We start from the raw sequence: 12,997 nt of genomic DNA, 5'->3' as shown, positions 1-12,997 counted from the left end.
AGTTATAAATTTAACGTTTTTTCCAAATAATAAGCAATACCATTATTTTCATTCGATTTTGTTACTTCACGCGCTAGCTGTTTTAATTCGTTAATACCATTTTCCATGGCGATGCCGTGTCCTGCAAATTTAATCATTTCAAAATCATTGTCTTCATCTCCAAACGCAATAATTCGTTCGCGTGGAATTTGATAATGATTAGCTACGCGCTCAAGACCTACAGCTTTATTAAGTCCTTTTTTTACAATTTCAACGACATGCCAAGGTGCTCCCCAGCGTCTATGTTCTAGTACTTCTGCATGAACATCTGAAAGGTGAGAGCGTATATCTTGTACATGTTCTTCATCTGCGTGAATTAAAATAGACGTTGGATCGTGCTGCAGCGTATGACGCAAATCACCCGTTTGTAATTTAGGATCCCCTAGGCTAAGTACATCCATTAATTTTCGATCTTCAAAATGAAGATACACATCATCTTGTACTTCTGCCATGATATTGTTGATGCGATAGTCTTGCATAGCTGTCACAATGTCATGGACAGTGCGGCGGTTTAAAGGTTCGTGGTGCGTGCCGAAATCAGGCTGAAGGGGGTGATGGACAAGCGCTCCGTTAAAGTTTACGATAGGCGTGGATAAATCTAATTCGCTGTAATACATAGCACTGGAACGATAAGGTCTTCCAGTTGCAATCATTACAATATGTCCTTCTTGTTTGGCTTTTTCTAATACCCGTTTTGTTTTAGGTGAAATGGTTTTTTCATTCGTTAACAATGTTCCATCCAGATCTAAGGCGATTAAGTGTTGATCGTTTCTCATATAGGGCTCCTTTTAAATTGAAGTAGTTATACGATTATATTGAATTCTACTAATATTCATGCTTGTATTCCCATATTTTACACAACTTTTCCTTAGGAGCAAAGCAGAACGATTGACATGCAAAAGCTGTCTTGTTACGGTGTAAGACATAGTTATTGATTGCTTACGATAAATTGTTTAAGGGTATATTTAATACGTGAAGATAATTACGGAAGTAAAAGAAAGGAGAATGAATATGGATAAACAGTTAGAAGATAAAATTATGGAATCACTAGAAGAAGTAATTGATCCAGAGCTTGGCGTTGATATCGTAAATTTAGGCTTAGTTTACGGTGTGGAAATGGAAGAAAACAACACGGTTATTGTGACGATGACGTTAACTTCTATCGGCTGCCCGCTAGCTGGTGTGATTGGCGAACAAGTGAAAAAACAATTAATTTCGCTTGAAGAAGTAGAAAATGTAGAAGTGAATATCACATTTAATCCGCCATGGGATAAAGATCGCATGACGCGCTACGCTAAAATTGCATTAGGTGTTCAATAAAAAAAAGCCATCAACGATGGCTTTTTTTCTTATTCAATTCTGCACAATTCCAAAGGGCAGTCCTCACAGTCTATTTCTCTCTTTAGAAAAGAGAGCTGATGAATGATAATTTTTCCATCTGTCATTGAAATTACTTGATTTTTTCGCAACTCAGCGAGCATGCGATTGACCACTTCTCGGGAGGTCCCGCATAGATTAGCGATCTCTTGATTTGTTAACGTTACGTTTAATAAAATACCATTTGGCTTCATTACCCCAAAACTATTGGACATGCGAATCAGAGTAGAATAGAGAGCTCCTTTCTTTCCATTTAGAATTAAGTCCCTGAATTTTGTCTGCATTCGCTTAATTTGGAGTCCCATCCACTTCATGTACTCCATAGAAAGAGCAGGGTATTGTGCTAGTTCGTTTTCTAACACCCGTTTTTGAATGCTGATCGCTGTACAAGGTTCGATGGCTTTTGCTTGGAGCATATGGGGAGTGGATCCGCAAAACAGCATGACTTCCCCGACTAAGTCTCCTGCACTCGCCAGCTGAAGCGTCAGCTCGCGTCCTTCCGGCGTCACTTTCCCCACTTGCACGGCCCCTGACGTAATAAAAAATAAATGAGTTGAAGTCGAACCTTCTTGAAAGAGAAAGTCACCTTTTTTAAACGAAAGTTTATGATCAAAGTTCATAAAAAATTGCTGCAGCTCATTTGAAAAAGAATCCGTTGTGATGTTCATCATGTTATCACCTTTTAATTAAAATTTTTGCGACTGTTACTTATTAATCTATTAAGTTAGAACAGTCTGTATATGCTGTACGTCCACTAACCGTATGAAAAAAATGTCATACGGATGATTTTATCGATATTCTTATTATACACAAAAACAACCAGTGTTTTCCAAAACTATCTGTGAACAATTTCTAAACAAAAATAGAAAGATAGTTATAAAAATAAAAACTTATGAATAAATAAAAATGTTTAAAAATATAGAATAAAGTGTTGGATTTTTTAAATATTCATTTGATTTTATTTTTATACGGTATTATAATGATAAATAATTCAAATAGATACGTGGAAAAAGGAGTTTTAAAATGAAAGAATACAAGGTAGGAATTGTTGGAGCAACAGGGTATGGAGGAGTAGAACTGATTCGTTTGTTAGCGAATCACCCACATTTTCATGTTTATGCAGTTTATTCATCCTCTCAGGATGGGATGGAACTAGCAGAAGTTTATCCTCACCTTTCTAATACTGTATATACGCTGCAAGATATAAACCCTAAGAAGATGGCTGAAGAATTAAATTTAGTGTTTACAGCAACTCCGTCCGGTGTTTCTAGCAAGCTTGTACCTCAATTAATAGAAGAAGGAATAAAAGTGGTAGATCTATCTGGAGATTTTAGATTAAAAACAGAAGCTCTTTATGAAAAATGGTACAAAAAGCCTGCTGCAGCCGAAGCATTTTTACAGCAGTCTGTGTATGGACTATCAGAATGGTTTGCAGACGAAGTCGAAAGCAGTACGTTCGTTGCGAACCCGGGTTGTTATCCAACAGCTACACTGCTTGGGCTAGCTCCCCTCGTTAGTAAACAAATGGTGAAATCAAACTCTATTATCATTGATGCAAAGTCCGGAATCTCAGGAGCAGGGCGCGGTCTTTCGCAAATGGCTCATTATGCTGAAATCAATGAAAATATGAAAATATACAAAGTTAATCAACATCAGCATATCCCAGAAATCGAATCTATTTTAGAAAAGTGGGATGAGGAAATTGGCCATGTTACGTTCAGTACGCACTTAGTTCCAATGACGCGAGGGATTATGATTACAGTATACGCTGAACTTTCTGAAGAGAGCTCAGTACAAGAGCTTCATCAGCTATATGTAGATACATATCAAAACTCCCCGTTCGTTCGCGTCCGAAAAGCTGGTGAATTTCCTTCTACTAAAGAAGTAAGTGCATCAAATTATTGCGATATCGGTATTACATTTGACGAACGAACAAAGCGTGTCACGATCGTTTCTGTCATTGATAACTTAGTAAAAGGGGCAGCCGGTCAGGCCATTCAAAATGCCAATATCATGATGGGATTTGAACAACAAGCGGGTATCGGACTATTGCCTGTCTTCCCATAAAGTCAACAGCATCACTAATCACGATAAAAGCAGGAGGGAACGTATAGTGATTACGGTTAAACAAACGAAAGAAAAAATAAAGAAAATAGAGAACGGTACAATTGTAACGCCGCTAGGTTTTTCAGCAGACGGCGTTCACGCTGGTTTACGTTATGCTAAAAAAGATTTAGGAGTTATTGTAAGCGATGTGCCAGCTAATTGCGCAGCTGTTTACACGCTTAATGCTTTTCAAGCAGCGCCTTTAGCTGTTACAAAAGAAAGTGTAGCAGTGGAGCAGAAGCTGCAAGCGATCGTTGTGAACAGCGCATGTGCAAATGCATGTACTGGGGAACAAGGATTAAAAGATGCATACCAGATGCGAAATACATGTGCAAAAAAGCTTAATATCCTACCTCATCATGTAGCGGTAGCTTCTACAGGCGTAATTGGAGAGCTTCTAGATATGGAAAAAATCGTGAAAGGCATTGGGTTGTTAAGTCCTTCGTCGAACAAAGAAAAAGCAGAAGAATTTCAAACGGCTATTTTAACAACAGATACAGTGATGAAGTCAGCTTGCTATGAAACAAAAATTGACGGCAAAGTAGTCACCATTGGCGGTACAGCGAAAGGATCAGGCATGATTCACCCAAATATGGCTACGATGCTTAGCTTTATCACAACGGATGCTAAGGTTGAAGCTTCAGTGTTACAAGATGCGCTAGGTTCTATTACAAATAAAAGCTTTAATCAAATTACAGTGGATGGTGATACGTCAACCAACGATATGGTTGTTGTTTTAGCAAATGGAAAAGCTGATCACCAGTCGCTTACACCAGATCATCCTGAATGGAATTCGTTTTATGAAGCACTGCGCTTGACGTGTGAAGATTTAGCCAAACAAATTGCACGCGACGGTGAAGGAGCAACAAAACTAATTGAAGTAAACGTATCTGGGGCTCATACAAATGAAGAAGCAAATGTGATTGCTAAACAAATTGTGGGCTCGAACCTAGTGAAAACGGCCATGTATGGAGCCGATGCCAATTGGGGACGAATTATTTGTTCAGTTGGGTACAGCGGAGTAACGCTTAATCCAGAAACAGTGAATGTTTCGTTAGGCAATATCCAGATGTTAGAAAACAGTCAGCCTGTTTCATTTAGTGAAGAAGAAGCAAAGGCTTATTTAGAAAATGATACGGTCGAAGTCTATGTTGACTTGCAGGAGGGAAATGGAATTGGCAAGGCGTGGGGCTGCGATTTGACTTACGATTATGTCAAAATCAACGCCAGTTATCGAACGTAAGGAGAGAGTGAAATGAGCAGTGAAAAAATCGTCGTTGTAAAATGCGGAGGCAGCATTATCAATCAGTTAACAAGCGCTTTTTTTGAAAGTATTCAGCAGTTAAAAGCGAGTGGATATCAGATCATTGTTGTGCACGGAGGCGGGCCTGATATTCAAGATACGCTTACCAAACTTCACATTGAAACGGAATTTGTAGATGGGCTTCGAAAAACGTCCAAAGAAGCATTAGAAGTTGTGACGATGGTATTAGCAGGTAAGGTTAATAAGCAACTTGTAAAAGAACTACAAAAAGCGAACTTAAAAGCGGTAGGACTATCAGGAATTGATGGATTATTGCTCAAAGCAGAGGCTATTGATGTTGAACGTCTAGGTTACGTTGGAGAAGTAAAAGGCGTAAATGATATATTATTAAAACAACTAACTGACAGTCAGTATATTCCAGTTATTTCTTCCATTGGAGCCGATGAAGAAGGTAATAGCTATAATATTAATGCTGACGTGGCAGCCGGAGCCGTTGCACAAGCAGTAAATGCTGAAAAGCTGATGTTTGTAACGGATGTAAAAGGTGTGTTAAAGGATGGAGCATTGCTTCCTGAGCTTACAAAGTCAGAGATTGATGCACTTATTGAAGAAAAAGTAATTTACGGCGGAATGATTCCGAAAGTAACATCAGCGGTAAATGCGTTATCTCCTTTGCTTGAAGAAGTTCATATCATTAGCGGAACTGATGGATTTTTAGATAAGGAAGGAAAGCTGATTGGTACAGCAATTAAATATAGTGGAAAAGGTGGAGAAGATAGCGATGAGTTCATTGTTTCCAACATATCAACGGTTTGATATCCATGTGGAAGAGGCGCAAGGAACAAAATTAATAGATAACAAAGGAAATGAGTATTTAGATTTTATTTCAGGTATCGCTGTTTGTAACGTAGGTCATCGTCATCCTGATGTTCAAAAAGCGGTCGAAGAGCAGTTAAATAAAGTGTGGCACGTGTCAAACTTATTTCATCAATCGATTCAAGAAGACGTAGCAGGTAAGCTTGTGGAACACTCAAACGGTGATGCAGTATTTTTCTGTAACAGCGGTGCAGAAGCCAACGAAGCGGCGATTAAATTAGCGCGCAAGTACACGCAAAAACACAAAATTATTACGTTTACAAAATCATTTCATGGACGTACATTTGCTACAATGACAGCTACAGGGCAGGCAAAAATTCATGATGGCTTCGGTCCTCTTGTTAATGAGTTTGTTTACGTGCCATACAATGATGAAGAAGCATTAAAACAAGAAATGGACGATAGCGTAGCAGCAATTATGGTTGAAGTCATTCAAGGAGAAGGCGGAGTGGTTCCAGGAACCGAAGCATTTTTATTAACCATTCAAGAACTGTGTAAAAAGCATGAAGCACTGTTTATAGTTGACGAAGTGCAAACTGGAATCGGCAGAACAGGAAAACCGTTCGCTTATCAGCATTTTAACGTTTCACCAGATATTATTACAGCAGCTAAAGGATTAGGAAGCGGAATGCCGGTTGGTGCGATGATTGGAAAAGGATATCTCAAAGAAGCATTTGGACCTGGTACTCACGGAACAACCTTTGGAGGAAACCCAATTGCACTAGCTTCAGCTAAAGCAACTTTAAACATTATTTTTAATGAAGCATTTTTAGCAGAGGTTGCAGAAAAAAGCCTTTATTTTACCAATGCTTTGAAAAATAGCGTAGCAGATTATTCATTTGTTATCGATGTTCGTGGAAAAGGTTTTATGATTGGAATTGAATGCGGAGAACATCAGTCAGCATTGCTTGCAGCTATGCGTGAAAAAGGATTGCTAGCACTGGGAGCAGGACCGCATGTAGTACGATTGCTGCCGCCTTTAACTGTAACAAAAGAAGAGTTGGACCAAGCGATTCATATCATTGAAGAAGCGTTTAGCCAAACAAAAATTACTTCATAATACAAATTTTTTTGAATATGTTTGTATAAAAATTCTGTTTTATAAATAATTATTCGAAGAGGGATGCACAATGAACGGATATTTACACTTAGCAAACGGCGATTCGTTCGCCGGACACATTGAACATACAGCAACGCACCAGGCAGAAGGAGAAATTGTTTTCTTTACTGGAATGACTGGTTATCAAGAAGTTGTGACTGATCCATCTTACAAAGATCAAATTATCGTCTTTACGTACCCTTTGATTGGGAACTATGGTATCAATGAAAAAGATTATGAAAGCAAAAAGCCTCATGTAGCAGGCGTTGTCGTATACGAATGTTCAGATGAAGGGTTCCATTACGAAGCGATGTACAGCTTTAAACAATATTTAAAGAAATGGAACATTCCGCTTATTACACATGTGGATACGAGAGCGGTCGTAAAACGAATTCGAAAAGAAGGTACGATGCAATCTGCCTTTTCGACATCTACTGAACCGCCAGCATTTACTGCTGAATGCGATGGATATGTAGTAAAAGAAGTATCAACAAAAGAACCTGTTACTTATGGGAACGGTGAAAAACACGTTGTATTAATGGACTTTGGCTATAAAAAATCAATTTTACACGAGCTGTTAAATCGAGAGTGCAAAGTAACAGTTGTTCCTTATTCTACAAGTTCTTCAAAAGTAAAAGAGCTGCAGCCGGATGGCATTGTCTTATCAAACGGACCTGGAGATCCAACTCAAGTGAGCAGTCAGCTGGATGAATTAAAAGAAATTATTTCATCGTACCCAACCTTGGGAATTTGTTTTGGGCATCAGTTAATTGGGCTCGCTTTTGGAGCACAAACCAAAAAGTTGGCGTTCGGTCACCGAGGAGCTAATCAGCCTGTAATTGATTTAACGACTAATAAAGTGTGCATGACGTCTCAAAACCATAGCTATGTCGTAGATGAACAGACGATTACCTCTACGCCATTAAGCGTTCGATTTAAAAATGTGAATGACGGCTCGGTTGAAGGTTTAATGCATAAAGACCTTCCTGTTATGTCGGTTCAATATCATCCAGAAGCACATCCTGGACCAAGTGACAGCACGTATATCTTTGATGAATTTATGACGAAAGTACAGCAAGTAGGGAGCGGAAAAGTATATGCCTAAAGACCAAACATTAAAAAAGATTTTAGTAATCGGATCAGGACCAATCGTAATTGGGCAAGCAGCAGAATTTGATTATTCAGGAACTCAGGCATGCTTGTCATTAAAAGAAGAAGGTTATGAAGTTATCTTAATCAATAATAATCCAGCTACAATTATGACGGACACTCACGTAGCAGATCGAATCTATTTTGAACCATTAACAGTAGACTGCGTAGAGAAAATTATTGCAAAAGAAAAGCCGGATGGTTTGTTAGCCACGCTAGGCGGACAGACGGGTTTAAACTTAGCTCTTGAGCTTCATGAACAAAACATTTTGCCGAAATACGATGTAAAACTTTTAGGAACACCGATTGAATCAATCAAAAAAGGTGAAAGCCGTGAAGAGTTCCGTGCATTGATGAATGAACTGAATGAACCGGTGCCGGAAAGTGAAGTTGTCACAAAAGTAGAAGAAGCGTTAGCTTTTGCCGAGAAAATTGGTTTTCCTGTTATTGTACGTCCTGCTTATACGTTAGGCGGAACGGGCGGAGGAATTGCTCATTCTATGGAAGAGCTTGAAAAGCTTTCAGCGTCAGGTTTGCGTGAAAGTGCTATTACTCAGTGCTTAATTGAAAAAAGCATCGCTGGATTTAAAGAGGTTGAGTACGAGGTTATGCGTGACGTGAACAATACGTGCATCACAATTTGTAATATGGAAAACATCGATCCCGTAGGCGTTCATACCGGAGATTCGGTAGTCGTTGCTCCTTCTCAAACACTAACAGACGTGGAATATCAAATGCTTCGCTCTGCTTCAGTTAAAATTATTTCATCGCTTGGCATTATTGGCGGTTGCAACATTCAGTTTGCGCTTGATCCAAAAAGCAAGCAGTACTATTTAATTGAAGTAAATCCGCGTGTGAGCCGTTCGTCTGCTCTTGCATCAAAAGCAACTGGCTATCCGATTGCCAAAATTGCTGCAAAGCTATCGGTAGGCTACACGCTTCATGAGTTATTAAATCCTGTGACAGGAGACACATATGCAAGCTTTGAACCTGCTCTTGACTATGTAGTAGTGAAATTTCCAAGATGGCCTTTTGACAAGTTTTTCTACGCTGAAAGAACGCTTGGTACGCAAATGAAAGCAACTGGAGAAGTAATGGCTATTGACCGTAACTTTACACGCAGCTTCCAAAAAGCATTGTCTTCTTTAGAAATTGACTTACAGGGATTAGAAGTAGAAGAACTGCAAGAACTTTCAACGGATGAATTAAAAAGCAAGCTAGGCGAACAAAGCGATGAGCGTATTTTTGTTATCCTTGAGCTTTTACGCCGCGGCACGACGCCTGAGTATATCCATGAAGTAACACAAATTGATTATTTCTATTTAACACACTTTGCACAGCTGATTAAAATGGAAGCCTCTTTAAAAGAAGTACGTTTTGATTCGATTACAGCTGAACACTTCAAGCAAGTGAAGGAACATGGTTTTACAGATGCGTATCTAGCAAACGTATGGAATGTGCCAGAACTTGACGTAAGAGCGAAACGTAAAGCACTACATATTACGCCAAGTTATAAAATGGTGGATACATGTGCAGCGGAGTTTGAATCTTCAACGGCTTATTTCTACTCTAGTTACTACGGCGAAAGTGAGATTGAACCATCAACGAATAAAAAAGTTGCGATTATCGGTTCTGGACCAATTCGTATCGGGCAAGGAGTAGAGTTCGACTACAGCTCTGTACACGGTGTGCTAGCTCTTGAAAAAGAAGGATACGAAACGATTTTAATTAACAATAATCCAGAAACGGTAAGTACGGATTTTGAAGTAGCAGATCGCTTATATTTTGAACCTGTAACAGTAGAAGATGTGCTAAACGTTCTTGATGCTGAAAATGTGACGGATGTAATTGTTCAATACGGGGGTCAAACGGCTATTTCGCTTGTTAAAGGTCTAGAAGAAGCTGGCGTTAATTTATTAGGTATTACAAATGATGTCATTGATGCACTTGAAGATCGTGACCTGTTCTATAAGCTCTTAGATGACTGTGATATTCCGCATATCCCAGGTGAAATGGCGAAAGATGCGAAAGAACTTGTACAAAAAGCAAAAGCTATGGGCTTCCCATTACTTATTCGTCCTTCTTACGTGATTGGCGGAAAAGGAATGCTGACAATTCAAAACGAAACGGAGCTGCAGGCTTGTTTACCGGCTATTAAAGCGTCTCATTTCCCAATGCTTATTGATGCTTACTTCCCGGGAAAAGAAGCAGAAGTTGATGTGGTAGCAGACGGAAAAGATGTGTTGATTCCGACAATCGTTGAACATATTGAAAAAGCTGGCGTTCATTCAGGAGACAGCTATGCGCTTTTACCAGCAAAAACAGTAAAAGCAGCACATAAAGAAAAAATGGTGAGCTACGCTCAAAAAATTGTAAATAAACTTCAATATAAAGGGATTATGAATATCCAATATGTTATTTACAACGATGAAGTCTACATGCTGGAAGTTAATCCGCGTGCCAGCCGTACAGTGCCTGTAGTAAGCAAAGTGTGCAACACGCCGCTTGTTTCGCTATCAACTCAAATATTGCTTGGGAAATCATTGTCGGAAATTAGTGAAAAGCTAGGTTTATTGCCGGATCCGGCTTACACAACTATCAAGTTTCCAGTGTTTTCGACAAGTAAATTATCAGGAGTTGATCCACTTGTTGGACCGGAAATGAAGTCAACTGGTGAAGGTATTGCGATTTCTTCAACGATTGAAGAAGCAGCAAAAAAAGTATTCCATCAGTATGTGTTAAGTAAAAAAGGTGCTAAGGAAGTATATATCAACGGAGAAGCGCAGGGTCTTGAAGAACTTGCGCAAAGCGCGGGATTAACTCTTGTTAAAGATAAAGAAGTCAGTGAATGGGTGAAAACGAAAGAAGCTTTATTATATGTAAGTTTACAGCCCGAAGATAAAGAAAGCCGTATGTCAGCATTAAAACACGGTTTAATGGTTATGACGGAGGCAGAAACGGCTTCGCTATTTTTCCAATCGTTCCAAGTCGATGAATATCACGTTTCATCACTGCAAGAATGGTTTCAAAAAATTAAAAAGGAAGTGACAGTATCATGAGTACAGTATCGGTAAATACGAATTTAAAAGGAAAAGATTTGCTTACACTTAAAGATTTATCATCAGACGATATTATGTCACTTTTGGAAAGCGCCATTGAGCTGAAAGAAAAGCATAAAAATGGTGAAATCGTAACATCGTTAAAAGGAAAAACGCTGGGGCTCATTTTTGAAAAATCTTCAACAAGAACAAGAGTCTCATTTGAAGCGGGAATGATGCAGCTTGGAGGAAACGCCCTCTTTTTAAGCAGCCAGGATTTACAAATTGGACGCGGAGAAACGATTGCTGATACAGCACGCGTACTATCTGAATTCATCGATGCTATCATGATTCGTACGTTTGAACACAGCAAGATCGAAGAGCTTGCAGACTACGCATCCATTCCCGTTATTAATGGTTTGACAGATGATTATCATCCTTGTCAGGCTCTAGCTGATTTATTAACGATTTACGAGCACAAGAAATCATTCGATGGGCTAAAAGTAGCTTATGTTGGAGATGGAAATAATGTAGCGCATTCGTTAATGATTGCATGTGCAAAAATGGGAATAGATATTTCAATTGGATGCCCTGACGGATATGAGCCAAAAGCCTTTGTCACAGATTATGTTCATGAAATAGCTGCTACAACGGGCTCCAAAGTTACGATTACAAAAGATCCTGTAGAGGCTGTGAAAAATGCCGATGCTATTTATGCAGACGTATGGACAAGTATGGGACAGGAAGAAGAAGCACAGCAGCGTTTGAAAATATTTGCTCCTTATCAAGTAAATGAAGAGCTAGCTGCCCATGCGAATTCAGACTATTTATTTCTCCACTGCTTACCTGCACATCGTGAAGAAGAAGTGACAGCAAGCATTATTGACGGACCAAATTCGGTTGTTTTCCAGCAGGCCGGAAATCGTATGCATGTACAAAAAGCCTTGCTTCAAGCAATTTTAGGCTAAGAAAAAAACCTTTCTGAGAATATCAGAAAGGTTTTTTTGTTTAAAGGGAATTAATTGTGGGAACACAAATTGTATACTAAACAGAACGAAAGGTGATTTATGATGAAAGTATTAGTTGTTGGAGCAAACGGAACAACGGGAAAACAAGTGGTAGAAAAAGTCGCAAACAGCAAACAGCACGAAGCTTATGCGATGATTCGCGACGAAAAACAAGCAGACGCTTTAAAAAAGTTGGGCGCTAACGTTGTACTTGGTGACTTGGAGCAAGATGTTTCAGATGCTTTAAGAGGTATGGATGCAGTCATATTTGCAGCAGGTTCTGGAGGGCATACAGGAGATGAAAAGACGATTGCTGTAGATCAAAACGGTGCTAAAAACGTCATTGACGAAGCGAAAAATCAAGGTGTGAAGCGCTTTGTTATGTTAAGTTCAATGGGAACAGACGCACCTGAACAAGGACCAGAAGGCTTACAGCTTTACCTGCGTGCGAAAGCGATAGCGGATGAATACTTAAAGCAGTCTAATCTACAGTATACAATTGTACGACCAGGAACTTTATCGAATGATCAAGCTACTGGGAAAATTGATATCAATAATGATATTGAAGATAAATCTCAGACGATTCCCCGAGCAGATGTAGCAACTGTGCTTGTGGAATGTCTAAACGAAGAAGCTACGATAGGAAAAACATTTGAAATGTTAGCTGGAGAAACTGAAATCGAACAAGCTATCAAATTTACTCATTGATACAAAAGGGCGGATCTAAAGGTCTGCTCTTTTTCTCTTCCTAATATGAAAACATCTCCATTATGAAACAGAAATCTTAAGGGAATAGTATAGGAGAACATTTCATTTCAGGAATGAGGAGGCAGGACAATGGGACAAAATCGTCATTTCACACCGGGTCAAAAAGCTCCGAACAACGGAGTGTATATTGAAATTGGTGAAACAGGAAGCAACGTAAATAATCCTCAAAAGGTTAAATTAAAAGCAGGAGAGCGTTTTCCAGAGACAGCAAACGATGATCGCCACTGGACATACATGCGCAAGCCTTAAATAGTAAAAAATAAAGAAGCCATTC

General features: G+C 39.2%; 12 protein-coding genes. 10 read left to right on the top strand and 2 right to left on the bottom strand.

Annotated features, from left to right (window positions below; all coding sequences use genetic code 11):
• Positions 1-2: 2 nt before the first annotated feature.
• Positions 3-815, bottom strand: a complete 813-nt coding sequence (locus MMB68_RS17680) for a Cof-type HAD-IIB family hydrolase (protein WP_277549220.1) — start codon at positions 813-815, stop codon at positions 3-5.
• Positions 816-1,050: 235 nt separating this feature from the next.
• Between MMB68_RS17680 and MMB68_RS17675 the strand changes: the two genes are divergently transcribed.
• Positions 1,051-1,359, top strand: coding sequence for a metal-sulfur cluster assembly factor (locus tag MMB68_RS17675; protein WP_013055384.1), 309 nt, complete (start codon positions 1,051-1,053; stop codon positions 1,357-1,359).
• Between the two features lie 29 nt (positions 1,360-1,388).
• On the opposite strand, the gene MMB68_RS17670 is transcribed toward MMB68_RS17675, so the two are convergent.
• Positions 1,389-2,087 (bottom strand): Crp/Fnr family transcriptional regulator, encoded by a 699-nt coding sequence (locus MMB68_RS17670; RefSeq protein ID WP_264408882.1) that lies wholly within the window; start codon positions 2,085-2,087, stop codon positions 1,389-1,391.
• Positions 2,088-2,439: 352 nt separating this feature from the next.
• Here MMB68_RS17670 and argC point away from each other — a divergent pair, with 352 nt between their 5' ends.
• From argC to MMB68_RS17625, 9 genes are all read left to right on the top strand, one after another.
• On the top strand, positions 2,440-3,483 hold the full coding sequence (gene argC, locus MMB68_RS17665; protein ID WP_277549219.1) for an N-acetyl-gamma-glutamyl-phosphate reductase: 1,044 nt from the start codon (positions 2,440-2,442) through the stop codon (positions 3,481-3,483).
• A 49-nt stretch (positions 3,484-3,532) separates the two neighbouring features.
• Positions 3,533-4,765, top strand: coding sequence for a bifunctional ornithine acetyltransferase/N-acetylglutamate synthase (gene argJ / locus MMB68_RS17660; protein WP_416234867.1), 1,233 nt, complete (start codon positions 3,533-3,535; stop codon positions 4,763-4,765).
• 12 nt (positions 4,766-4,777) lie between these two features.
• Positions 4,778-5,602 (top strand): acetylglutamate kinase, encoded by an 825-nt coding sequence (argB, locus tag MMB68_RS17655; protein WP_269870445.1) that lies wholly within the window; start codon positions 4,778-4,780, stop codon positions 5,600-5,602.
• Positions 5,568-6,722, top strand: coding sequence for an acetylornithine transaminase (locus MMB68_RS17650; RefSeq protein WP_277448086.1), 1,155 nt, complete (start codon positions 5,568-5,570; stop codon positions 6,720-6,722). The genes argB and MMB68_RS17650 overlap by 35 nt, the downstream gene beginning before the upstream one ends.
• A 70-nt stretch (positions 6,723-6,792) precedes the next feature.
• Complete coding sequence (locus tag MMB68_RS17645; RefSeq protein WP_277549218.1) at positions 6,793-7,866, top strand: carbamoyl phosphate synthase small subunit; 1,074 nt, start codon at positions 6,793-6,795, stop codon at positions 7,864-7,866.
• The gene (locus MMB68_RS17640) at positions 7,859-10,969 is read left to right on the top strand and encodes a carbamoyl phosphate synthase large subunit (protein ID WP_277549217.1); all 3,111 of its coding nucleotides are present in this window, start codon (positions 7,859-7,861) and stop codon (positions 10,967-10,969) included. Before MMB68_RS17645 ends, MMB68_RS17640 begins: the two co-directional genes overlap by 8 nt.
• Positions 10,966-11,916, top strand: coding sequence for an ornithine carbamoyltransferase (argF, locus tag MMB68_RS17635; protein WP_221785535.1), 951 nt, complete (start codon positions 10,966-10,968; stop codon positions 11,914-11,916). Before MMB68_RS17640 ends, argF begins: the two co-directional genes overlap by 4 nt.
• A 102-nt stretch (positions 11,917-12,018) precedes the next feature.
• Complete coding sequence (locus MMB68_RS17630; protein WP_221785569.1) at positions 12,019-12,663, top strand: SDR family oxidoreductase; 645 nt, start codon at positions 12,019-12,021, stop codon at positions 12,661-12,663.
• Between the two features lie 129 nt (positions 12,664-12,792).
• On the top strand, positions 12,793-12,972 hold the full coding sequence (locus MMB68_RS17625) for a YjzC family protein (RefSeq protein ID WP_013055394.1): 180 nt from the start codon (positions 12,793-12,795) through the stop codon (positions 12,970-12,972).
• Positions 12,973-12,997 lie beyond the last annotated feature (25 nt).

Source organism: Priestia sp. Y58 (genome assembly GCF_029522095.1).
GTDB classification, from domain to species: domain Bacteria; phylum Bacillota; class Bacilli; order Bacillales; family Bacillaceae_H; genus Priestia; species Priestia megaterium_E.
Note: the sequence above shows the minus strand (reverse complement) of the source record. Positions and strands in the feature narration are given on the sequence as shown.

What these genes read in the sequence shown, in the direction of transcription:
- MMB68_RS17640 (WP_277549217.1), top strand. Translation starts at nt 7,859, where the DNA reads ATGCCTAAAGACCAAACATTAAAAAAGATTTTAGTAATCGGATCAGGA.
- MMB68_RS17680 (WP_277549220.1), bottom strand. Translation starts at nt 815, where the DNA reads ATGAGAAACGATCAACACTTAATCGCCTTAGATCTGGATGGAACATTG.
- MMB68_RS17625 (WP_013055394.1), top strand. Translation starts at nt 12,793, where the DNA reads ATGGGACAAAATCGTCATTTCACACCGGGTCAAAAAGCTCCGAACAAC.
- MMB68_RS17630 (WP_221785569.1), top strand. Translation starts at nt 12,019, where the DNA reads ATGAAAGTATTAGTTGTTGGAGCAAACGGAACAACGGGAAAACAAGTG.
- MMB68_RS17645 (WP_277549218.1), top strand. Translation starts at nt 6,793, where the DNA reads ATGAACGGATATTTACACTTAGCAAACGGCGATTCGTTCGCCGGACAC.
- MMB68_RS17675 (WP_013055384.1), top strand. Translation starts at nt 1,051, where the DNA reads ATGGATAAACAGTTAGAAGATAAAATTATGGAATCACTAGAAGAAGTA.
- MMB68_RS17650 (WP_277448086.1), top strand. Translation starts at nt 5,568, where the DNA reads ATGAGTTCATTGTTTCCAACATATCAACGGTTTGATATCCATGTGGAA.
- argC (WP_277549219.1), top strand. Translation starts at nt 2,440, where the DNA reads ATGAAAGAATACAAGGTAGGAATTGTTGGAGCAACAGGGTATGGAGGA.
- argF (WP_221785535.1), top strand. Translation starts at nt 10,966, where the DNA reads ATGAGTACAGTATCGGTAAATACGAATTTAAAAGGAAAAGATTTGCTT.
- argB (WP_269870445.1), top strand. Translation starts at nt 4,778, where the DNA reads ATGAGCAGTGAAAAAATCGTCGTTGTAAAATGCGGAGGCAGCATTATC.
- MMB68_RS17670 (WP_264408882.1), bottom strand. Translation starts at nt 2,087, where the DNA reads ATGATGAACATCACAACGGATTCTTTTTCAAATGAGCTGCAGCAATTT.